The following is a 23024-nucleotide window of genomic DNA, read 5'->3' on the forward strand; positions in this document are numbered from 1 at the left end:
CCTGACGCCGTCAAAGAACAGAAGGACACCTGTCGTGAAAACCATCAAAGATCTGCTACTTGCGATGCTCAACGCCACGCTCATTCTCGTGGCGCTTTGCCTGTTTTTGTTGTGGCAGGTCTCGCGCAGCGGTGAACGTATTGCCGAAAGTTTTGCCAGCAATCTCAGCCTTCTAAAGCCCATGGAGCAACGCATCGACGAGACGCGCCAAGAGGTGGCCGGCTTGCGAAGCGATCTGGCGGCGCTCGCGAATGGCACCACCGAATTGTCCGATGCCGCCAAAATGCGACTGGACAACGCGGCCACACGTCTGGACCAAGCAATGCGCGGCATCGAGGCGGACGTCGCCAAACTCGCGGCCACGCCCGAAACCCTGACAGACTACGCCATTGATAAAACCGCAACCCGCGTTTCTATCGAGCTGCAAACCTTGCTACAGTGTCGCCAACCCCAAAGCTAAGATCAGCTCGCCGCCTGCAACTCGCGCACAGTGTATCCATAGCCACCCTGCGCCACATAAGCCGCCTCTACCTGAGTAGAATTCCGCGCAAGCGCATCGTTGCGATACGGGAACCGACCAAAGCGGCGAATGACTTCGCGGTGCGCCTTGGCGTGGAACAGGTTGCTTTCGCCACTCTCGGGCATACGCTCACAGAACAGACGAATACAGTGTTCCTGATCGCACAGGTTTTCCGAATGCATCAAAGGCATATAGAAAAACTGTCGCGCGGGTTCGGCGATCTTCAGATCCCATTTCTTGCCAATCGCTGATTTTGCGGCCGCAATGGCCTGCCTATCCGTGGAAAACGCCCTCCCGGCACCGCGGAACATGTTGCGTGGAAACTGATCCGTCAGGATCAGATACGCCAACGTTCCCGACGGATAGGTCATCCACTGGCCCATTCCGCCAGCCTTGGCTGCTTCCCATGTTGTTAAAAACCTGTCGCGGATGGTCTGATCCAACTCTTCAGACACCGCATACCACCCTTCTGGCCCAACCTCATCAAGCCAAAACTTAAGCACGTCTTCGGGCGTTTTCATGCCCTTCTCCTTTGCTCTGCACTCCCCCCATGGAGGCACCGTTACAAAAATGATAAACAAACGTTACGGGGAAAAAACAGTCACAAATTGCAACAAGGCGTCATGGATCGCGACCAAAGTGTCGGTTTTTGATTCCCCGGCGCTTGTTTTGGGCCTGATCTGACGGTCGCTCACCCCTTGCCGATTGCCTTCACAATCAACTGTTCACCAACAATATTCTGGCGGATCAGCTTGCTGTCAAAATGAATCATAACATCGCCATTTCCGCTGGGCCGCGTCTTGCTATAGCCAAAGGCCGCACGATCCTGCGCAGCCGCGATCGAGATCACGTCCCAGGACGCCTTGTCAAACAACGGCTCAAAAGCCCGCGCAGCGTTAGGTCGGTCGCCGCTGCGTTGGCGGATGTCTGTAATGTTGATCTTTTTGGGCAGGCCAAGCTGGCGCGACATCTTGCGCAGGCCTTCGTCCAAACGCTCATAGCGGATCACGTGATCCACAATTGGCATCCCGCGCCAATACGGCGATCCGGTGGTGTCAAAGATCGAGCCCCGCTCATCAAACAAAAACGCGCCCGACGTGACCCACTCCCGAAAACGGTCTTTCTGGTCCGCCATCGGCATCTCAGCCACCGCCCTGTTGCGGTGATAAAACATCGACACCGCCCGGTCCCACGGATTGCGACACACCGAATAGAACCGGAAATCCACCACCCGCTCACCATACTTTTTCATCACCTGTGTCACGTTGAAATGCGACGGTCCGCTGATGAACTCGCTCTCGTCCCCAACGGCGCGCAGCATCTTTAGCATCTTGATTTCAGTGCTGGTGCCGCCAACCTTCATCGGCCGGATAAAGACAAATTTAAATCGGTGGGAAATGATCATTTCAGGTCCAGTGCTGCGCCGCGCTCATCATGAAAGCGCAGCGCCAAACTTGCAACTGACCAAACATCTAGTCCTGTGCGGCTTCCGCCTCGTGCTCTTCTTCCAGAGCGACTTCAATGGCCACTTCCTGCGCAACCTCAACCGCCACAGGCGACGACGTTGGCATCACGGCCATATAACTGCCTGTGTCCTCAACCGAAGGCGCGGACCGACGGGTTGTGCGGAAACCGGCATAAATCCCCAACGCCGCCAACAAAAACGCCAGATAGATAAAGAACCCACTCGGCCCGATCGCATCCATTGCCCAACCGGTAATGATCGGTCCCGCAATCGCGCCCAGACCGTTGATGAACACCAGTCCTCCCGAGGCCGCAGCCATATCCTCATATTCAAGAAAGTCGTTGGCATGCGCGATCAGCAGCGAATACAGCGGATTTGAGAACCCTCCGATAAACAGCGCCGAAATCAACAACATCGGATAATTGTCGCCAGCCGTGAACCCAACCACCGCCGCCACACCGCCAATGGCCGCCACCACCATAATCAATACCCGCCGATCCATCCGGTCGCTGATCCAGCCCAACGGATATTGGCACAGCGTCGCACCGACATAAAAGCTCGCGATAAACAGCGACAGCTCCCCCACGCTCAACCCTGCGCGCGTGGCAAAAACCGCCGACATGCCGAACTGCGCCGAGAAAACGCCGCCCAGCAAGAACATGCCCACCACACCAAGCGGTGAATTGCCAAACAATTCGCGCATGGTCATCGGCTTGGTGGTATCAAAGGCGGGGGTTGGGGAAATCGACAGCAAAATCGGTGCAAAGCTGATCGAAACCAGAACCGACGGGATGACAAACAACAAAAACCCCGACGGATCGGGCAACGTCACAAGCCCTTGCGCCGTCACAATCCCGATCATCTGCACCATCATATAAAGCGACAACGCCTTGCCGCGTGTGTCATTGGAAGCCGCATTGTTGAGCCAGCTTTCGGCGGTTACATACACGCCGGAAAAGCAGAATCCGATCAACACACGACCCAACACCCAGGCAATTGGGTTTTGAAAGGTCGGGTACAGAATCAGCACGGCGGAAATGAACGACGCCAGCGCCGCAAAGACCCGCACATGGCCGACGCGGCGGATCATCTCGGGCGTCATGCGAGATCCGCCAAGGAACCCGACGAAATAGGCCGACATGACCATCGACATCTCAAAAGTTGAAAACCCGGCAGCTTCGCCGCGAATACCCAACAGCGTGCCGTGCATGCCGTTGCCGATCATCAACAACATCATGCCCAGCAAAAGCGCCCAGGACCCTTTGAAAAACTCAACCATGACGCAACCCTCTCACGTTTCGCGACATATGCAAAATCTGCCCCCTGCCTTTCGCTCTTAAACGCGACAGACGTGTGTCGTTTTATGGCACAACCCACAGATTGTGGTCACCGTGATCAGGGGATCAGAAGAGAGGCATCGCCATAGCTGAAAAACCGGTACTTCTCGGCCACCGCATGGGCATAAACCTCACGGATGCGATCTTGCCCCACCAATGCGCTCACCAGCATCATCAGGGTCGATTTCGGCAGGTGGAAATTGGTCATCAGCGCGTCCGCCACGTGGAACTCAAAACCGGGATAGATGAAAATATCCGTGGCGCCTTCCCATGGTGCAATCGCGCCTTGTTTGGCCGCACTTTCAATCAGCCGCAATGCTGTGGTGCCCACAGGAATGACGCGCCCGCCATTCGCCTTTGTGGCCGCGATCTCGGCAGCGGCCTCGGGCGTAACCTGCCCCCGTTCTGCGTGCATTTTATGCTCTTTAACGTTCTCGACCTTAACTGGCAAAAACGTTCCGGCCCCGACATGCAGCGTCACATAGGTGACGTCGATTCCCTTGACCTTCAACGCATCAAGCAGAGCCCTGTCAAAATGCAGCGACGCGGTCGGCGCCGCCACCGCGCCCGCGTGTTTTGCCCAAACCGTTTGATAATCCGTTTTGTCGCGCGCGTCCGCCGCGCGTTTGGCGGCGATATAAGGCGGCAAGGGCATATTTCCGGCCAGCTCCAACGCCGCGTCAAAATCCGCTCCCTGCAGATCAAACACAATCACACCCTGCCCGTCGGCTTTGCTGTCCAGCCGTCCGGTCAATCCTGCCCCGAAAACGATCTCTTCGCCTTCGCGGATTTTCTTCAACGGCTTGATAAGCGCGGCCCAAGCTCCGCCTGCACGCGGCTCAAGCAATGTCACGTCCATCTTCGCCTGCGTCTCGCCCTCGGGTCCTTGGCGCACACGATACCCCATCAACCGCGCAGGTATCACCTTGGTGTCGTTCAGCACCAGTCGGTCCCCTGGCTGCAACCAGTCAACAAGGTCAGTGACCACTCCGTCCGTGATCCCGGTGGCCTCGCTCACCAAAAGACGCGCGGATGACCGCGGCTCGGCGGGCCGGGTCGCAATCAACCCGTCAGGCAGGTCAAAATCAAAATCGGAAAGCTGCATGGTGTTCAGTTACTCAAATCTGGCGGTGCGCGCCGGAATATTCCTCGGAAAAAGCCCGGTGTCAGCGCCGAAAGCGGATTGACCGAAATCACCGGATCTTTGACCGGCCCTTTAAGTTGATAGGTGAAGCCGATCAACCCCTCTCCGCGTTTTGAGATCGGCCGCCCGATCACATTGACCGCATAAATTGGCGACAACACACCTTGAATGTCCAGCATGCCTTGTTGCGTCAGGTATCGCCCGTCCGCCGAAAGTCCCATCGATGCGCCCACAGCGCTGGCCTCACCGATGACGATCTCACCCGGCGCCAACTTAAAAACGGAATGCACGTCGTTAAACAAAAGCCCCGGCCCATTGAGTTGTTCGAGCAGCCCAACGACACTGACCGCATTCAAAAGCTCCGCAAAGGCCGGCAAACTTTGGATCTTGATGTCTTCAATGTCGACCACCCCGTCATAAACGCCCGTGGCTTGTCGCGGCTCCAACCGCAGCAGCAAATTGCCGCCGCTTGCTTGCCGCACCAGCCCCATCGCCTGTACGACGGCACCTGCATTGGACGACGTCACCTCGATAGCAGAGCCGTTGGCGTGGGGTCCCAGCTTACCGGTCAACGGTGCCGTTCCACCAAGCAACCCTGCAAATGTACCGTTGATGCCGCCGCTCGAATTCAGCGAAAACTGCGTTTGGCTCACAACGATGTTGTTAGCAATGACGACCTCATCCAGACGCCCTGTGATCGGCCCACCGCCGGTCCCAGCACCGCTGCCCCCGCCCAAATTTGGCATCGCACCCAGATCGAACCGCCCACCAAGCATCTCCACTGCTGGCATCGCTGCGCCGCGTCCGCGCAAGCGTGCAGCCCCCGATAACCAACTTCCCACCTTAAAGTTAGGAATATCAATCACATCGAGCCCGCCATCGCTCTTGAGAGCAATCGAGCCTTGGGCGGTCAATCCACTGGTTTCTACGCTGATCCGGTCTACCTTTGGGCTTTTGCCCAACGTCATCTCCACCGCCAAAGCTCCGGCTTGGCCCTTTGGCTTACGCCAACCCAACGGCGCGGCGGTGATTGCCAGATCTTTCATGTCAGACGTCAGGCTCAGGGTCGGTGCGGCGCCTTTGCTAAACCTCAACGCGAAGTCCGCCTCCGACGAGCCATTCAGCGTGCCCGGTGGTAATCCGATATTGAATTCATCCACCACGCTTTGGCTCAACTCTACCCGCCCGGAAACCGTGCTTTCTCCCGAACCGCTTTGCCCGGGTTTGCCCAGTTTTGCGTGCCAGCGCGCCACAGCTGGCACCGCTCCAATGCTCCCAGGGCCAAAGATCTCAACCTCCTGATCGTTGGCGTTGACCTCCAATGTCCCGCGCAACGTCTTGCCAGGCAAAAGCTTGGTGCTTTCCACCATCTTCAGCCGTCCCGTCACATCAAATTTGACCTCTTCAACAGGCAACTTATCCTTCATTATGAAGGCCAAATCACCCGTGGCCTCGACCCGGCCCTGGGCCACATCGACCGGCAAATTCGCGTTGTCAAAAATGTTCAAAGGCGCGCGGTTGAGCAGCGACGCCGCCGCCGTAATCGAGGCAACCGCCCGCACATCGGCCCGTGCTGGCGACTGTTTGAGACGGGTATTCAGAACCACAAAACTGGACCCCGACACATCCACCGTACCGCCCTGATCCGGAACCACATATCCGCCTTCCACGCCCACTCTGAACTGATGATCCATCAAAACGGCAAAACCGCGCCCACCCTGCACCGGTGGCATGGTTTTGACCGGCTTCACGACCGCATCACGGAACTGAAAATCCGCATAAACATCAGGTGGTTGCGCAACGCGCGACCGCAACGCGAGGTTGATATCACTCAACCGCGCAGCGTGAATATTCTCGTCAATCCAAATCCGCAATTTTGGTTTGAACCGCTCCGGCCAGATCGACAAAATCCGCTCGGGTTGAACCTCGTTCATATGCCCGTCCAGCGCAAAGGCCCACCCGTCCTCTGCGGCCTCTAACGCACCCTGCAAACTCATTTGCAAGTCGCCCTGATTGATCACCAACTGCCCCAGCTCAAGATCAAAGGGATCAAGTTGCAATCGAAAATCGGCATACGACCGATCCAACGCCACGGTTTCGTCATTTAGCTCATTTGGATTGGCCTCAAACGTGTTCAGCGTCAGCTGCGCCAAAAGCGTGTTGGGAACACCGGCCTCAAAATCCCTCAACAGCGCCTGCCCCGAGACACTGGCGCTTATCAAGTCCGCGTCCACCGACAATTCGTCAAACCCAATTCGCTGGCTTTTCGGGTCATAAGTCAAATAGCTGCGCAGGCTCTTAAACGGGATTGGGCGGACCGCATCGCGAGGCTGCAAAGACCCGGCGGAGGCGCTCAACGCGGCATCCACCGGCCCCAACACACCATCCGCGCCAATCCGGGCCCGGACCGCGCCTGAAATGGGGGCGCGCAGCACTTCCAGCCAACTCAGTGCCGCGATCTGAGTTGCCAATTCCTCAGACGGCGCGTCCTCGAATTTGAGCGCAACCTGCACGGTGCCGTCGTCAAAAGATGTGGCCAGTGAAGCTTCCAGAATGGTGGCATACCCGCGCGCGCCCAAAAGCGCAGCCTGCGCCGAAATTGAAACGTCGTCAGCCTTGCGGTTCAGGCTGATGCTGCCGCCATCAATGCTCCACCCGCGTCCGCTCAGCGCATCTTCATAGCGCAGTGCGACATCCTCTATCTCTACGTCCTGCAAATGCCTCAGGCCCGGCCGCGCAAGAAACGCCTCGATTTCCTCGCCGAGGCTGGCAAACCGCGCCTCCCCGCCAAGAACACCCCCGTCGCCCTGCCCAAGCGATACATCCACCGCGCCGTCTTTTCCTCTGAGCACCGACAGGCTCACCCCGACAATACGCAGATGACGCGGCGCAATCTGGCGCTCCGTCAGCGGCGCCATCGCAAGCTGCAAATCGACTTGATCAAACCGGATGCCGGACCCGCGCCCATCCGGCAAAAGTTCCAGACCGCTGACCCGCACACGAGGATCCCAATTGTCTTCGATCACCAGCGACACGTCATCAAGGTGCACATCTACATTTGCCAGCTGAGCGTCCAACAGACGCTCAACCCGATCGCGCGCCCATTCAGGGAACACCACCGGATTGCCGGAAAAGGCAACAAACAGAATCGCCACAACCGCCGCTGGCAACAACACCGCCACCAGCGCCACAAGGCCAAAGCCCCTTGCTCTGCGTACACCACGGCGCACAGGTTTGCTCTCGGCCGCTTTATCTTCGGGCTGTTCGGTCAGGGTTGTTGCCTCAGGTTGGTCTGTTATCGGTTGCCCGCCGTAATTGATTATATACTCTAACGACGCCCGACCCAAGAAGTGAGACCATGACAGAGCCCCTCAAAACCGCCCCCGACTTCACCCTGCCCTCAACACACGGCGCCGACGTGACCTTGTCCGGCTTACGACCCGCGCCTGTGGTGCTGTTTTTTTACCCGCGCGACAACACGTCCGGCTGCACCAAAGAATCAATCGCTTTCTCGGAATTGCTGCCTGAATTCGAAGCGGCAGGCGCGCAAGTCTTCGGAATTTCCAAAGACAGCCTGACCAGCCACGACAAATTCATTGCCAAACAAAACCTGACAGTGCCGCTCTTGTCTGACGAACACGGCACCACCTGCGAAGATTTCGGCGTGTGGGCTGAAAAAAAGATGTATGGCAAAACCTTTATGGGCATCGTGCGCTCAACCTTCCTGATTGACGGGGATGGCAACATCGCCCGCCATTGGCCCAAGGTGAAAGTCGACGGACATGCCGCTGAGGTGCTGGAAGCCCTCAAGACGCTCTGATAAGCCGCCTGCATGAGTAAAACTTTGTCCCAAATGGCCGTCGAGGTGCTGACCACCGCCGACGGCCGCGAAAAAACCGCGCTCTCGCATGCTCATGCCGCAACGTGGTTTGCCAGCCGCGACGCCGGATCACCTTTGCCTCTGGGCGATACCAAGCCACCTCTGCGCCCGTCTCGCCCTGAAAAACCAGAGCTTCTTGACCCGCGTGACGTGCCCCGCCGCCGCCCCGGCAGTGAACAAGGCCGTCTGGCTATTTTGCATGCGGTGGGCCACATCGAACTGAACGCCGTTGACCTGCATTGGGACATCATTGCGCGCTTTACCGACGTGGATATGCCGCTGGGATTTTATGACGATTGGGTCAAATCCGCAGACGAAGAATCCAAACATTTCAACCTGATATGCGACAGTCTTGAAGCCAAGGACAGCTTTTATGGGATCATGCCTGCGCACGCGGGCATGTGGCGCGCGGCCGAAGACACCGCAGACGATCTTCTGGGGCGACTGGCCGTTGTGCCCATGGTGCTTGAGGCGCGCGGACTGGATGTAACGCCGGGCATGATCAAGATCTTCCAGCAAGCCAAAGATCAGCAAACCCTGGATGCTCTTGCCATCATCTACGCCGAAGAAGTTGCCCACGTGGCTTACGGCTCCAAGTGGTTCAATTTCCTGTGCGGCCGCCACGGCTATGACCCCAAGGCGACATTCCACGATCTGGTGAAACGTTATTTCCACAGCACACTCAAGCCGCCGTTCAACGAAGAAAAACGCGCGGACGCGGGATTGCCACCGGATTTCTATTGGCCGCTTTCGGATCAGGATCCACCCGCCTACGCCCACTGAGCCGCCAAGGATCGCAGCAAATTCATCGGCGGATTTTTGCGCATTACCACGCTTCGACGCCTACTTGGCGGCAAATTGGGTCAAAATTCTTGCCCGATCCCCGCCATTTGGCTAAACCCTTTGCGCAAGCGCCGGATCAAAAGAGCGCTTAATGGGGTAGAATAAGGAAGACATTAGGTGAGAACACGACTTGCCATCCGCATGCATGCGATGATGGAGCGCCTCTTTCCGGAACGACGCCTGTTCCTGCGCTCTGACACAGACACGCGTTTCATCCGCCTAAAACCCGGAACTCAACTGTTCGCCTTTTTTGGTGGGTCGGCCATTGTTGCTTGGACAATCATCGCCACCGCGATCCTGCTGATGGACAGCATCGGGTCCGGCAATTTCCGCGAACAGGCCCGCCGGGATCAACAGACCTATGAACTGCGCCTGAATTCGCTGTCGGACGAACGCGACGCGCGCACCGACGAGGCGCTGGCCGCACAACAGCGGTTCAATGCGGCTTTAGAACAGATTTCAGAGATGCAAACACAGCTTCTTGCCTCCGAAATACGGCGCAAAGAGCTGGAAACCGGCGTCGAGGTGATTCAATCCACTCTGCGCCGCACGATGCAAGAACGTGACGTTGCCCGCGCCGAGGCCAAAGCGCTGGATCAGGCAAACACCGAAATCGCCAGCGCCGCGATTGGCGCCTCCCCCATGGGCAACGAGATGCTCGACGTGATCTCCGAGGCCCTTGCAGACACGGCTGCCGAACGTGATCAGGTGATCCGCGACGCACAGACCGCGCTGAACATGGCAGATGAAATGCGCCTCGAACTGGCCCTGATGGACGAGAAAAACGACCAGATCTTCCGCCAACTCGAAGACGCGATGACGATCTCGGTTGAACCGCTCAAGAAGATGTTCACCTCCGCAGGTCTGTCCACCGACTCCCTTATGGAAGAAGTGCGGCGCGGCTATTCCGGTCAGGGTGGCCCTTTGATGCCGCTCAGCTTTTCCACCAAAGGCGGCGAGCTGACCGCTGAAACTCTGCGTGCAAATCGCCTGATTGATCAGCTTGATCAACTCAACATGTACCGCATAGCCGCCGAAACCGCGCCGTTTGCCAACCCGCTGCAATCGTCCTTCCGCTACACCTCCGGTTTTGGCATGCGTTGGGGCCGTATGCACAAGGGCACCGACTTTGCCGCGCCTTATGGCACCCCGATCCACGTCACCGCTGACGGAGTTGTGAGCCACGCAGGCTGGCTCTCTGGATATGGCCGCCTTATCAAGGTGAAACATGCCAATGGTGTGGAAACCCGCTATGCCCACCTCGCAAGAATCCGCGTAAAAGAAGGCCAAAGGGTCTCGCGCGGCACTGTGATAGGTGATATGGGCAACTCTGGACGCTCGACCGGCACGCATCTGCACTACGAAGTGCGCGTCAATGGCCGCGCTGTAAACCCGATGACTTTTATCAAGGCTGGACAGAATGTTTTCTAAAAGCAAAATCAACGACCCCGCACCGAAATCTGACGCTGCGACAAACCCCGCAACCAAAGACACCGCTGCCGTTCCGCCCGCTCCGGCCAAAGCCAGCGAATTCAAATCCAGTTCTGCGCCCAAGGCCAAACCGCCGGCGTCGACACTGTCTTCCGATTTGCACGTATCGGGTAACATGCGCACCACCGGTGACATCGTTGTCGAAGGCACCGTCGAAGGCGACATTCGCGCGCACCTGCTGACTGTCGGCGAAAGCGCCACCGTCAAAGGCGAGGTGATCGCGGATGATGTTGTGGTCAACGGCCGCATCGTCGGTCGCGTGCGCGGCCTCAAAGTGCGCCTGACCTCGACCGCCCGCGTCGAAGGCGACATTATCCACAAGACCATCGCCATCGAAAGCGGCGCCCACTTTGAGGGCTCCGTTCAGCGTCAGGACGATCCGCTCAACGGCGGCAAAACTGCGATCCCCGCACCTGCCGCAGCGCCAGCGGCCAAGCCTGCCAAAGCAGACTGACTTCACCTCACATCCACACGTTTAAAGGCGCCCAATAGGGCGCCTTTTTTATGTCCGACCCTTCGCCTCATATGTTGTGGCATCTGGGCGGAAAACTTCCCCTTACTCGTTTTTTGATTTTGCGCCTACACTCAAGACACTTTTAAAGTGTTCGGAGGGACAACATGTTTAAGAAACTAGGCGCCGAATTTATCGGCACATTCTGGCTGGTCTTTGGCGGCTGCGGCAGCGCGGTACTTGCCGCTGGCGTAGCAGATGTCGGCATCGGTTGGCTCGGCGTTAGCCTTGCGTTTGGCCTGACAGTTTTGACAATGGCCTATGCGGTGGGCCACATTTCAGGCGGCCATTTCAATCCTGCGGTAAGCCTTGGCCTTGTGGTGGCTGGCAAATTTGAAGCCAAAGATCTGCTCCCCTATTGGGGCGCGCAGGTCACGGGCGCCATTATGGCGGCGATTGTCCTATTTGTGATTGTCTCTGGCGGCCCGGATTTCGCAGGCGTCGGTGGCTTTGCCTCCAACGGCTATGGTGCGGCCTCTCCGGGTGGCTACTCCATGACATCCGCGTTGGTGATCGAAGTCGTGCTCTCGGCAGCCTTCCTCTTCATCATTCTGGGCGCAACCTCCAAGGGTGCACCAGCGGGCTTTGCCCCGATCGCGATTGGTCTTGGCCTGACGTTGATCCACCTGATCTCGATTCCAGTGACCAACACCTCAGTCAATCCCGCCCGCTCCACTGGCGTCGCGCTCTTTGCGGACGGCCCGGCTTTGGCCCAGCTCTGGCTTTTCTGGGTTGCTCCTCTGCTTGGCGCTGCCATCGGCGGCATTTTGTGGAAGACCCTCGGGTCCGAAGACTGACACCGTGTCTTTCCAATCCATGCGCCGCCTACCGATGCGTCAGGCGGCGCATCTATAAACTGCGATCTGCGTGCATTACGCGCGTTGATCCACGCTTCATTAACCAAAAACTGCGATGTCCATCCTGACATAAAACTCAGGAGCCAGAATGGAACCGCAAGTCAGACTCGGCCTCGCCCATTTGTCAAAATTGGCCTACGCAGGTGCAGACCTGTCTGCGCTACAGCAATCCTGTCTGGATCAGATGTTGCAGGGCACCAACACCAGCGGCGCGCTCATGGACCTTTCCATCATTGCGCAAATGCAAGGCAACGCCGCCCTTGGCCGCGACTTTCAGGACAAAGCGCTGCAAAGCCACCGCAGTTTCTCCATCAACCGACAGATCGCCCCGCAAACCCGTGTTCTGGTCTTTGCCGAACCCAAGGCGTTTGGTAAGAACACGCCCATCGAATTTCTGCTCGACTCGCCTGCATTCGAGGTCATCACCTTCTATCCAGCCCCCCACAGCACCCCCGCCGATCTGCCCGATCACGACGTTGCCTTTTGCGCTGGCAGCTCTGAAAGCCTGACGACAGACGCCTTCTTTGACGCTGTGCGCACACTGACCGCAAACACCGGCAAAACCGTGCTGAACCTGCCGCCAAAACTGGTCAAACCCGCACGCGACGCTCTGCCTGTGCTGCTGGGCGACACCATCGGCCTGCGTACCGCCAAAACCGCACGGTTTACCCAGGACCAGCTGGTTGATTTGCCCACGCAAAACGCCGCCCCCATCGGCGTTTACCCCAACATCATTCGCCCGCACGGCTCCCACGCCGGTCTTGGGTTGGAAAAACTCACATCATCCGATGATCTGGTCGCTTATCTGTCACGCCATCCCGACACCCTTTTCTTTGCTTCGGAATTCTTTGACTACGCGACTCCCGCCGACGGTCTCTTTCGAAAACAACGGGTGGTTTTTATCGACGGTCACCCCTTCCCTGCGCACCTCGCCATCGCGGCCCGATGGGACGTCTGGTATATGAACGCCGACATGGATAAATCACAAGCCAAACGCGATGAAGAAGCCGCGTTCATGGACAGTTTTGAAGATGATTTCTGCACACGGCACGCCAAGGTCCTGCGCAAACTCACTGACACGTTTGGACTCGACTATTTCGGCATCGACTGCGCCGAGGACACAGACGGTAACCTTGTGGTGTTTGAGGTCGACAACGTGCTGATCGTGCACAACATGGAACCGCTGGAAATCTTTCCCTACAAAGACCGCCACATGCGCCGTCTGTTTTCCGCATTTCAGACCATGGTCTCCAACGCGGCAACCGCGGCAACACCCGCCGGTCCCCTCTAGGAAAACACCAAGGCTTTTACCGGCAACAAGACTGCCTGCGCCCGCATGATGATCGCATTGGCAATGCCCATGCCGTCGACAACGCTGGCCACGACACCACCAAAACCTTGAATGTCTCCCGCCTCAATCGCCATTCCGCGATTGCTATAGGCCACGCCAACGCATTGGCTCCCCGGCAAAACACCGTCGGTATGGCCTTTGAACACTGGCTCAAGAAACACCGTTACGGTCCCCGGCCTGCGGCGATCCAGACTGTCCACCAGCGTATCCCCCGGACGGAATTGCCCGCCTGCGATCACGCCTTGCCGCTCTGCAATCACCATTGGGATCACCTCCATCGGTTTGGAGGCACAGGCAATTTCCACCAGCATTCCCTGCACCAGAACAGGCGCAGAAATCTGCTTGAACGAGGCCACGAACCGCCCCTGGCCGGTGACGTCCGGCACAAGGATACCGGCGGGACGCAAAATCGGATTGACCAGATCTCCGGGTTTGAGAAGAAACTGTGTGACCGTCCCCGCGACCTCGGCATATACGGTCGACAGCTGGATTTCTGTCTCCGCCTCCGCAAGCTGTGCAAGCGCCCGCTGACGTTGGGCGGGTAGAACATCATTGACCCGCGTGCGCGCCGCATCCCATGTGGCCAGCGCCGCGTCCCGTGCTCCTGTGGCCTGCAAAACTGCCCGCTCAAGACGCTGCAACTCCTGTTCGCTGACAACCGTATTGTTGCGCTCGGCAATTTCTGTTCGTCGCGCCAAATCATCCTCGGCCTGCGCCAAAACCGCTCCGGCGGTGTCAAATTGCCCACGCGCGGCCGCAATCTCGGACTGCCCCAGCAACAACGCCGCATCCACTTCGGCAATACTGCGCCGCGCGGTCTCGGCGGCGGCCTCTTGTCGACTGGTGTCGAGCCGGAACAAAGCGTCACCCTCAGCCACCGCAGCGTTGTTTGTCACATAAACCTCGGCCACACGTCCGGCCCGCTCCGACAGGACACTCACGGTCCGGAACGGGGACTGCACCGTGATCGCCGTGGGATGAAAATGGAAAATCACAGTGATAAGCGCGATCGCCAGAACCCCGCATGAGGTCAGCCCCCACCGAAGCTCATACCAGACATTAAACAAGGTTATTTCATGACCCATCCGCTTGCCTTGGCGGTATCGGCGGTACAGGTAATCCGGCAGGATTGTCACAAGGGCGGAGAAGATCAGCTCAAGCATCAGCCACCTCCTCTGCGATGTTTAAACCGTCTTTACCCGCCGCATCCGGCAGGGCATCCTTGAGCCTCGCACTTGGAAAAACCTCGTGCAATGGCACTGCGGCAATCAAAATAGCCACAATCCAAAACGCATTGTTCATAGTGAAAAGCGAGATCAGCCCGAGCACGCTCACCAGTTGACCCTGGACCTTGTGCATGCCCGTGGCCATCCGATCCGGTATCGATTGAATGGTAAAGTAGAGCGCTCCAAATCCGACCAAAGCGCCGATAAGCACTAATCCCACGACCCACATAAACCCATCGGTTTGGAGCGGGCCCGTGACCCAGAACGGCATATGTGACATTGCCTCAGCAGTTAGGTGAGTGTCCATCGGACCTCCAATCAAACGGCGCGTTCGCCCCAGTTCACTTGAAAATCCCTTAAAAATCAACGTTTCAGTTGAATATCACCCAAGTCATTGCCCCAACATCCATTGCCCATCCGGCCAAAAGGCGTGAAACGCAAAGGCAAACATCACGTCATGCGGCACATCACGCCCCTGTTTGTCGCGCACCCGGATAGAGCCAACGTCGCGTCCACGGGCAATCGTGGTCGAATCCAAAGCGCTGGCCTGACCAGCCTTCCACTCGATTTCAACGTCCGCCTCGCGCACCAAACCGACATCTGCCAATCGCGTCATTGGCCAGGCCCGATCCCCTACCCGCACCACGCGCTCCAGCGCCGGGATATTGTGCGGCGGCAACTCACCATTATAAAGAAACGGCCGCGATGAGCTGTCATAACTCACATAAGGGTTCGCCCCATAGCGCCGCCCAAACGCAGGCTCAGCCATCACCAACCCGTCAGGGTGCCGGTCTTTAAACTGCGCCCAGCTTTCCATCCATGTCGGCAACGCGACCAGCTTGACGCCATTCATCTCCCCGACAATGCCTTCGCCGATGGCCTGCTGCCACCAGCTTTGGGTCTCGCGGTCATACATTATCATGTCCGAATTTCGCAGCTTGCCTGACACACCAAATGTCAGCGTTTTGCCCTTGGCGCGACGATCAAAGGTCATTGCCGAATTGCACAATGGACAGAACGTCACCGCCACCGGCACCCCGCCCACCGTATCGTTCACGATCTCATGCCATGTCAGATACCGGATCGGATACGCCCGCGGCTCAGCGCCCGCGATCTCCAGCGTGACCACAGGTTCGGTGTCTCCAATTCTGCCTTCCTGACCGACACGCATAAACTCCGGATCAGACAGCGCCGGAATGCCGTCTTTTGGCGGCCCACCAGACAAAACCTCTCCCCAATGCGGCACAGAGGTGCGGCTAAAATCCGTCTCCGGCCACTCATGTTTCCAAAAATTCGGATCCGCCAGCGCGGCCATTGGCATAGCCAAAGCCGCTATGGCCAGCACAAGCACATGGCACTTCAAAGACGTCAAACGCATGGGGTCCTCCTGTCGCTGGTCTCAGGCTGCGCCGAAACATGGTGTCCAATCCAGCCCCCACACGCGCTTGTGACAGGGTTTTTACAACAAAAAAGGCCGGAGCATTGCTCCGGCCTTTTCAATCGAACCCGCATCCAATCACTCAGATACAGTGACTTTCTTCATCACATCCGGCTGACCCGTCACCGCTCCGGTGCGCGGGTGGCCGCGTTTGATCGCGTCCACAACGTCCATGCCGTCGGTGACGCGACCAACCACAGTGTATTGACCGTTCAGGAACGCGCCTTCTTCAAACATAATGAAGAATTGCGAGTTTGCACTGTCAGGGCTTTGCGACCGCGCAATGCCAACCACGCCGCGATCAAAATTCTCATCCGAGAACTCTTGAGCCAGATCAGGATAGCTTGACCCGCCGGTGCCCGCGCGACGCATGTCCATACCCATCTTGCCAAACTGCACATCGCCAGTCTGCGCCATAAAGCCTTCAATCACGCGGTGAAACACCACGCCATCATAAGCCCCTTCATTGGCCAGCGTACTTAGACGCTCAACGTGGTTCGGCGCCACATCCTCAAGCAGATCAATGGTGATCGTGCCGTTGGAATAACCTTCGACCTCAATGGTCATCTCCGTGGCCAGCGCAGGCGCCGCCATCAGAGCAAAGGCTGCAACCAGATTACGCATCAACATCTGCAGCCACCTTGACCGACACCATACGATCCGGGTTCGCAGGTGGCTCGCCCTTCATGATCGCATCCACATGGTCCATGCCGGAAATCACGCGGCCATAAACGGTGTATTGGCCGTTCAGGAAATGGTTGTCTTTGAAGTTGATGAAAAACTGCGAATTCGCGCTGTCGGGGTTCTGGCTACGCGCCGCACCCAAAGTGCCACGATCATGCGGCAGCTTGGAAAATTCAGCGGCCAGATCCGGCAAGTCAGACCCACCCGTGCCTGCCATACGCAGGTTGAAATCTTTTTCCATGTTGCCATTGGCCACATCGCCCGTCTGCGCCATGAAACCGTCAATCACACGGTGAAACGCCACGTTGTCATACTGACCCGACCGCGCCAGCTCTTTCATGCGCGCTGCGTGACCGGGCGCCACATCCGCCATCAGTTCGATGACAACAGTGCCGTCTTTGAGTTCCATCAGGATGGTGTTTTTGGGGTCTTTGATATCGGCCATTGGGCTCTCCACTATCTAACTTTGGCCGCAAGGTAATCGCGGCTTGCCAGAAAGCCAAGAGACCGCATTGACCCCTGCCCTGATTGCGCTAGGAAAGAGCCAGATATTTTAAAGCGGAGAGACCCAATGGCCTGGAAAACCCTCGATCAGATGGAACTTGCGGGCAAGAATGTCCTCACCCGCGTTGATATCAACGTCCCCGTCGCTGACGGAGAGGTGAGCGACACCACCCGCATTGACCGCATTGTCCCCACTGTGCGCGACATTCTCAAAGCGGGCGGCAAGCCAATCCTGCTGGCGCACTTTGGCCGGCCCAAAGGCGAACGCGTCCCCGAGATGTCGCTGCAACAACTGGTCCCTGCGCTGGAAACAGCTTTTGGCACCACCGTGATGTTTGCGGCCGATTGCGTTGGCCCAGCCGCCGATGCCGCCATCAACGCCATGGCGGACGGCCAAGTGCTCTTGCTGGAAAACACTCGCTACCACGCGGGCGAAACCAAAAACGACGACGACCTGACCGCGCAAATGGCCGCGCTTGGCGATGTGTTCTGCAACGACGCCTTCTCGGCCGCCCACCGCGCCCACAGCTCCACCTGCGGTCTCGCCCATGCCCTGCCATCCTGTGCCGGTCGCTTGATGCAGGCCGAGCTCTCTGCGCTTGAAGGCGCATTAGGCACGCCCGTCCGCCCCGTGACCGCCGTGGTTGGCGGCGCCAAAGTCTCCACCAAGCTCGAACTGCTCGGCAATCTCGTGGGCAAGGTCGACAATCTTGTGATCGGTGGCGGCATGGCCAACACCTTCCTTGCGGCCCAAGGCATCAACGTCGGAAAATCGCTGGCGGAACATGACATGACCGACACCGCGTCCGAGATCATGACCAAGGCCAAGGCGGCCGGTTGCAACATCGTGCTGCCAACCGACGTGGTTGTGGCGCGCGAATTTGCCGCCAATGCCGCCAACGAAACCGTGGCTGCCGATGCCTGTCCGGCCGACGCCATGATCCTTGATGCGGGTCCGGCCACCGTAGCCGCAGTTGCCAAGGTGTTTGACGCCAGCAAAACCCTGATCTGGAACGGTCCCATGGGGGCGTTTGAAATCGAGCCTTTCAATGCCGCCACAGACGCCGCCGCAGTTCAGGCCGCAGCGCTCACCAAATCCGGCGCGCTGATCTCGGTCGCAGGTGGCGGTGACACCGTGGCTGCGCTCAACGCGTCCGGCGCGGCCGCCGACTTCACCTATATTTCCACCGCCGGTGGCGCCTTTCTGGAATGGATGGAAGGCAAAGAGTTACCCGGTGTGGCCGCTCTGAACCGCTAACACCTGCCCGAAAACTGACCATAATTGGCGCAACAATTAAGCCGAGACTCAAATTAAATCTCGCTAGCGCCACCATAATTGAAACCCTTGCCCTGCTGATCTATGACGCAGGGCAAAGGGGCTAAATGCCTTTCTTAAAAACCATTTTACGGGGTTACCCATGTCAAACGAAGCTCAAGCTCAAAAGATCTCCGCCGGACAAGGCTTCATCGCAGCACTTGACCAAAGCGGCGGGTCGACCCCCAAAGCTTTGGGTCTTTATGGCGTCACCGCCGATGCCTACAGCTCGGATGCAGAAATGTATGACCTGATCCACGGCATGCGCGCCCGCATCGCCGAGGCCCCTGCCTTTAGCGGCGACAAAGTTGTTGGCGCGATCCTGTTTGAAATGACGATGGACCGCGACATCGCAGGCAAGCCAACCCCGACCTACATGTGGGAAGAAAAAGGCGTCGTGCCTTTCCTCAAAGTCGACAAAGGTCTTGAGGCCGAAGAAAACGGCGTACAGCTGATGAAGCCGATGCCGCAACTCGACACGCTGTGCGAACGCGCCGCCGCCAAAGGCGTGTTCGGCACCAAAATGCGCTCGGTGATTTCCGCAGCCAACACCGGTGGCATCCGCGCCATCGTCGCACAGCAATTCATGATGGGTGAACAGATCATCTCCCACGGCCTGATGCCCATCATCGAGCCCGAAGTGACGATTTCCATCGCCGACAAATCCGAAGCCGAGGACATCCTTCTCGCGGAACTGACCGCCGCTCTGGACGCCCTGCCAGCTGACCAGCAAGTCATGCTGAAACTGACGCTGCCCAACACAGCCAACCAGTATAAATCGCTCGTGGACCATCCCCGCGTGATGAAAGTGGTGGCTCTGTCCGGCGGCTATTCCCGCAACGACGCCAACGCCAAACTGTCTAAGAACACCGGCATGATCGCCAGCTTCTCGCGTGCCCTGACCGAAGGTCTGAGCACGCAGCAGTCTGACGCCGAATTCAACGACACAATTGCTGGCTCCATTGACAGCATCTATCAGGCTTCGATCGCCGGTTAATCCCGACAATCTGCTGCACCTATGAAAGGCGCTCCAATTTTTGGGGCGCCTTTCCATTTGCACAAAGCGTGTTTGGAAACAGGGTTAGGAAACCGTGAACTCTCCGCGCAGGGTGTTCACGGTTCAATAATCTATCCGCACCAACGACCGCCGCCTTAACACTGTGCCAAAACAGAACCTTGAGAAACCGCACCGACGCGATGCAGCCGTGATACCGACGTATTACCGACAGGCCCAAAGCCGCGTCTCCAAAGGTTAACCGACCGCCAAACGCGCCAAAATGTCGTCCACTTGCAGCCCCGAAACCGCGCCAGAAAAACTGCCCCGATCACCAACAACACGAGACGTCACAAACCCCTCGGCCACGGCCGACGGCGCCGCTTTGATCAGGCTCGCTGCGGTCAGCAAATTGGCCAGGCTTTCTGTGAACCACCGTGCCTCAGCCTCCGCCGGAAGGCGCGGCCAGCGCGCGGTATGGGCCTGCAAAGCAGCATCGTACCGCGCGTCGGACCCGACCACGGAGTGCAGCACATTCATCAAAGCCTCACCCGCCGCAGGTTCCCGCATCAACGCTCTAAGTACATCCAAACAAATGACATTTCCGGATCCTTCCCAGATGCCATTGAGCGGCGCCTCGCGGTAAATCATCGGCATCGGCGTCTCTTCAATGTAGCCCATGCCACCCAGCACCTCCATCGCCTCAGCGATCACACCGATACACCGCTTGTTGTTAAGATACTTCGCCAATGCCACACCGATACGCGCAAAGGCGCGGCTCTCGTCATCGTCCCGATCAAAAGCCGCCGCCAGCATCATTCCGACGGACAACGCGGCCTCGGTGTCAACCGCAAGATCTGCGAGAACCGAGCGCATAAGCGGCTGATCTATCAGTCTTTTCTGGAAGACAGACCGGCCATTCACCCACCAATGCGCCTCTGCCAAAGCCGCCCGCATCAGCCCCGCAGGCGCCAGAACCGTGTCCAGCCGCGTGTGATGCACCATCTCGATAATCGTGCGCACACCCGCGCCTTCATCACCAACGCGATAGGCCAAGGCATCATGATATTCGATCTCGGAACTGGCATTTGCCTGATTGCCCAACTTGGTCTTAAGCCGTTGAAGGCGCATACTATTTCGCTCACCGTCCAGCCATCGCGGGACCAGAAAACACGTCAACCCCGCGTCTGTCTGCGCAAGGGTCAAAAACCCGTCACACATCGGCGCCGAACAGAACCATTTGTGCCCACGCAGGCGATAATGGTCCCCATCCCGATGCGCCACTGTTGTGTTGGCGCGCACGTCTGACCCGCCTTGTTTTTCCGTCATCGCCATGCCCAAAGTGGCGCCAAGCTTTGCCTCGATTGGCTTGAGAGACGGGTCATAAGCCCCTGATGTCAAACGCGGAGTCCATAACTTGTCCAACTCAGGTGCCGCCGCCAATGCCGGCACCGCTGCGTAGGTCATGGTCAAGGGGCACGCCACGCCCGGCTCCAACTGCGCTTGATAATAGACCAACGCCGCATGGGTCGCATGCCCGCCTGCCTGATCATCCCAAGCGACAGACGCATACCCCGCCTCTAGCCCCGCAGCCATCAACGCATGATAGCCAGGATGAAATTCGACCTCGTCCACACGCCGCCCCGAGCGATCAAACAGCTTCAGCCTAGGCAAATCCCTCCGCGCGTCCTCAGCCGCCTGCTGAAGCGTCTCGCCGCCCCAAGCGGCCCCAACCTGCGCGAGGTGCGATGTCCGCGCTCCTGCGGCCTCGGCATGCTCCTGAACAGCGCGATCCATCCTCCAATAATCCTTGGCCCGCTTGGGCTCTGGTTGGTTAAAAACATCATGCGTGCCAAGCCGCGAAACAGGTTCTGAATTCATTCTACACTCCTCCCGATTGGGCCAAACCTGCAGCCCCCAAATCGACCTGCCAACTCTACCGTCACGTCATTACTTATTTGACGTTTCGTGACGATAAGGGATTCACAGGGCGAATCCCTTCGGGTATAGTCCATCAAAAGCGCTCAAACAGAGGCGCATAAGAGGCAGAAATGACAGCAAAAAAATCACGTCCCGCCCTTGGTGCGCTTGTATTTTTCGGGCTGGCGTTTGCTGTCTCGACCTACTTTATTTTTGCCGCGGTGCAGGGAGACTTCGGTCTGTTTCGGCGCGTCGAAATAGCTGCAGCCAAGGGTCAACTTGAGACCGAACTGGCGGTTCTGCAGGCCGAAGTTGCGCGCATGGAAAACCTTACGCGCCGCTTGTCCGACATTTATCTTGATCTGGATTTGCTCGACCAACAGGCCCGCGACGTTCTCGGCCTTTTGCGCGCTGACGAAATCGTCATTCGCTGATTTTGCGCATCCCGCTGACCTAAAACATTTTTTCCTCTCGCCACACAAGGGGCATTCCGCTAGGCTTTTGGTCAAGCTAGTTTAAGGCTAAACTATCTGCCTGGGAGGAGTGTCATGGCTGCCAAGCGCGCAACCACCAAATCCAATGTGTCTGGTGAAGAACTGACCCGGTTCTACCGCGACATGTTGTTGATCCGTCGTTTTGAGGAAAAGGCTGGCCAACTTTACGGCATGGGCCTGATCGGCGGTTTTTGCCACCTCTACATCGGCCAAGAAGCTGTTGTTGTGGGATTGGAATCCGCCACAGAAGATGGGGACAAACGCATCACCTCCTACCGTGACCACGGCCATATGCTGGCCTGTGGCATGGATGCCAATGGCGTGATGGCCGAACTCACCGGCCGCGCGGGTGGCTACTCCAAAGGCAAGGGCGGCTCGATGCATATGTTCTCCAAGGAGAAACATTTCTACGGCGGCCACGGCATTGTGGGCGCGCAAGTGCCGCTCGGCGCCGGGTTGGCTTTTGCTGACAAATACAACGGCAATGGCCGTGTGACCTTCACCTATTTTGGCGACGGCGCCGCGAACCAGGGCCAGGTCTATGAGACCTTCAACATGGCGGCGTTGTGGGACTTGCCCTGTATCTTCGTGATTGAAAACAACCAATACGCCATGGGCACAGCGCAAGCCCGCTCCACCTCGTCACAAGACATCTACAAACGCGGCGAAGCCTTTGGAATTCCCGGCGAAATGGTCGACGGCATGGATGTTCTCGCGGTCAAGGATGCCAGTGAACGCGCCGTTAAACACTGCCGTTCTGGCAAAGGCCCCTATATCCTAGAAATCAAAACCTACCGCTACCGTGGTCACTCAATGTCGGATCCCGCCAAATACCGCACCCGCGAAGAGGTGCAGAAAATGCGCGAGGAACGTGATCCTATCGAAAACGTGCGCCAGCTTCTGTTGACCGGCAAACATGCGTCCGAGGATGACCTGAAGGCTATCGACAAGGACATCAAAGCCATCGTCAATGCCAGTGCTGAATTTGCCAAAGAAAGTCCCCTGCCTGACGAGGCAGAACTGTGGACAGACATTTACGCTTAAGGACGA

The 23024-nt window shown here is 57.8% G+C and carries 22 protein-coding genes; 11 read left to right on the forward strand and 11 right to left on the reverse strand.

The window, feature by feature from the left end:
- The first annotated feature begins 34 nt into the window (after positions 1 to 34).
- A complete protein-coding gene (locus SHIM_RS05220) occupies positions 35 to 460 on the forward strand; it encodes a hypothetical protein (protein WP_054001531.1) in 426 nt (141 codons plus the stop codon).
- Between the two features lie 2 nt (positions 461 to 462).
- On the opposite strand, the gene SHIM_RS05225 is transcribed toward SHIM_RS05220, so the two are convergent.
- From SHIM_RS05225 to SHIM_RS05245, 5 genes are all read right to left on the reverse strand, one after another.
- The gene (locus tag SHIM_RS05225; RefSeq protein WP_054001532.1) at positions 463 to 1041 is read right to left on the reverse strand and encodes a DUF924 family protein; all 579 of its coding nucleotides are present in this window, start codon (positions 1039 to 1041) and stop codon (positions 463 to 465) included.
- 170 nt (positions 1042 to 1211) lie between these two features.
- Positions 1212 to 1925 (reverse strand): sulfotransferase domain-containing protein, encoded by a 714-nt coding sequence (locus tag SHIM_RS05230; RefSeq protein WP_054001533.1) that lies wholly within the window; start codon positions 1923 to 1925, stop codon positions 1212 to 1214.
- 67 nt (positions 1926 to 1992) lie between these two features.
- On the reverse strand, positions 1993 to 3264 hold the full coding sequence (locus SHIM_RS05235) for an MFS transporter (protein ID WP_054001534.1): 1272 nt from the start codon (positions 3262 to 3264) through the stop codon (positions 1993 to 1995).
- Positions 3265 to 3380: 116 nt separating this feature from the next.
- Positions 3381 to 4427: a tRNA preQ1(34) S-adenosylmethionine ribosyltransferase-isomerase QueA gene (gene queA / locus SHIM_RS05240; protein WP_054001535.1), complete on the reverse strand. Its 1047-nt coding sequence runs from the start codon at positions 4425 to 4427 to the stop codon at positions 3381 to 3383.
- Between the two features lie 5 nt (positions 4428 to 4432).
- Complete coding sequence (locus SHIM_RS05245) at positions 4433 to 7696, reverse strand: hypothetical protein (protein WP_152926455.1); 3264 nt, start codon at positions 7694 to 7696, stop codon at positions 4433 to 4435.
- Positions 7697 to 7824: 128 nt separating this feature from the next.
- Here SHIM_RS05245 and SHIM_RS05250 point away from each other — a divergent pair, with 128 nt between their 5' ends.
- The 6 genes from SHIM_RS05250 (at position 7825) to SHIM_RS05275 (ending at position 13339) form a co-directional block, all read left to right on the forward strand.
- Complete coding sequence (locus SHIM_RS05250; RefSeq protein ID WP_054001537.1) at positions 7825 to 8286, forward strand: peroxiredoxin; 462 nt, start codon at positions 7825 to 7827, stop codon at positions 8284 to 8286.
- Between the two features lie 12 nt (positions 8287 to 8298).
- On the forward strand, positions 8299 to 9129 hold the full coding sequence (locus tag SHIM_RS05255; RefSeq protein WP_241488795.1) for a ferritin-like domain-containing protein: 831 nt from the start codon (positions 8299 to 8301) through the stop codon (positions 9127 to 9129).
- A gap of 177 nt (positions 9130 to 9306) precedes the next feature.
- A complete protein-coding gene (locus tag SHIM_RS05260; protein WP_193749860.1) occupies positions 9307 to 10620 on the forward strand; it encodes a M23 family metallopeptidase in 1314 nt (437 codons plus the stop codon).
- Positions 10610 to 11134 (forward strand): bactofilin family protein, encoded by a 525-nt coding sequence (locus SHIM_RS05265; RefSeq protein ID WP_054001539.1) that lies wholly within the window; start codon positions 10610 to 10612, stop codon positions 11132 to 11134. Before SHIM_RS05260 ends, SHIM_RS05265 begins: the two co-directional genes overlap by 11 nt.
- A 164-nt stretch (positions 11135 to 11298) precedes the next feature.
- Positions 11299 to 11988, forward strand: coding sequence for an aquaporin Z (aqpZ, locus tag SHIM_RS05270; RefSeq protein ID WP_054001540.1), 690 nt, complete (start codon positions 11299 to 11301; stop codon positions 11986 to 11988).
- A gap of 148 nt (positions 11989 to 12136) precedes the next feature.
- Entirely contained in the window at positions 12137 to 13339 is a 1203-nt protein-coding gene (locus tag SHIM_RS05275) for an ATP-grasp domain-containing protein (RefSeq protein ID WP_054001541.1), read from the forward strand.
- Here SHIM_RS05275 and SHIM_RS05280 read toward each other — a convergent pair.
- The 5 genes from SHIM_RS05280 to SHIM_RS05300 all read right to left on the reverse strand — a co-directional run bounded on the left by SHIM_RS05280 (position 13336) and on the right by SHIM_RS05300 (position 17192).
- On the reverse strand, positions 13336 to 14562 hold the full coding sequence (locus tag SHIM_RS05280; protein ID WP_054001542.1) for an HlyD family secretion protein: 1227 nt from the start codon (positions 14560 to 14562) through the stop codon (positions 13336 to 13338). The genes SHIM_RS05275 and SHIM_RS05280 overlap by 4 nt on opposite strands.
- Positions 14555 to 14932, reverse strand: coding sequence for a hypothetical protein (locus SHIM_RS05285; RefSeq protein ID WP_054001543.1), 378 nt, complete (start codon positions 14930 to 14932; stop codon positions 14555 to 14557). The genes SHIM_RS05280 and SHIM_RS05285 overlap by 8 nt, the downstream gene beginning before the upstream one ends.
- Positions 14933 to 15016: 84 nt before the next feature.
- Positions 15017 to 16003 carry a DUF3179 domain-containing protein gene (locus SHIM_RS05290; RefSeq protein WP_082358284.1) on the reverse strand — a complete coding sequence of 329 codons (987 nt, stop codon included), beginning with the start codon at positions 16001 to 16003 and terminating at the stop codon, positions 15017 to 15019.
- Between the two features lie 138 nt (positions 16004 to 16141).
- The gene (locus SHIM_RS05295) at positions 16142 to 16687 is read right to left on the reverse strand and encodes a peptidylprolyl isomerase (RefSeq protein WP_054001997.1); all 546 of its coding nucleotides are present in this window, start codon (positions 16685 to 16687) and stop codon (positions 16142 to 16144) included.
- Positions 16680 to 17192 (reverse strand): peptidylprolyl isomerase, encoded by a 513-nt coding sequence (locus SHIM_RS05300; RefSeq protein ID WP_054001544.1) that lies wholly within the window; start codon positions 17190 to 17192, stop codon positions 16680 to 16682. The genes SHIM_RS05295 and SHIM_RS05300 overlap by 8 nt, the downstream gene beginning before the upstream one ends.
- Positions 17193 to 17318: 126 nt before the next feature.
- Between SHIM_RS05300 and SHIM_RS05305 the strand changes: the two genes are divergently transcribed.
- Positions 17319 to 18509 (forward strand): phosphoglycerate kinase, encoded by a 1191-nt coding sequence (locus tag SHIM_RS05305; RefSeq protein WP_054001545.1) that lies wholly within the window; start codon positions 17319 to 17321, stop codon positions 18507 to 18509.
- 160 nt (positions 18510 to 18669) lie between these two features.
- On the forward strand, positions 18670 to 19563 hold the full coding sequence (locus SHIM_RS05310) for a fructose bisphosphate aldolase (RefSeq protein WP_054001546.1): 894 nt from the start codon (positions 18670 to 18672) through the stop codon (positions 19561 to 19563).
- 255 nt (positions 19564 to 19818) lie between these two features.
- Here the strand turns inward: SHIM_RS05310 and SHIM_RS05315 are convergent, their stop codons facing one another.
- On the reverse strand, positions 19819 to 21441 hold the full coding sequence (locus SHIM_RS05315) for an acyl-CoA dehydrogenase family protein (protein ID WP_054001547.1): 1623 nt from the start codon (positions 21439 to 21441) through the stop codon (positions 19819 to 19821).
- A 170-nt stretch (positions 21442 to 21611) separates the two neighbouring features.
- Here SHIM_RS05315 and SHIM_RS05320 point away from each other — a divergent pair, with 170 nt between their 5' ends.
- Together SHIM_RS05320 and pdhA are read left to right on the forward strand one after the other, a co-directional pair.
- The gene (locus tag SHIM_RS05320; protein ID WP_054001548.1) at positions 21612 to 21914 is read left to right on the forward strand and encodes an FtsB family cell division protein; all 303 of its coding nucleotides are present in this window, start codon (positions 21612 to 21614) and stop codon (positions 21912 to 21914) included.
- A gap of 114 nt (positions 21915 to 22028) precedes the next feature.
- Positions 22029 to 23018, forward strand: a complete 990-nt coding sequence (gene pdhA, locus SHIM_RS05325; RefSeq protein ID WP_054001549.1) for a pyruvate dehydrogenase (acetyl-transferring) E1 component subunit alpha — start codon at positions 22029 to 22031, stop codon at positions 23016 to 23018.
- Positions 23019 to 23024 lie beyond the last annotated feature (6 nt).

The sequence above is a fragment of the Shimia sp. SK013 genome (assembly GCF_001292625.1).
GTDB lineage: Bacteria > Pseudomonadota > Alphaproteobacteria > Rhodobacterales > Rhodobacteraceae > Shimia.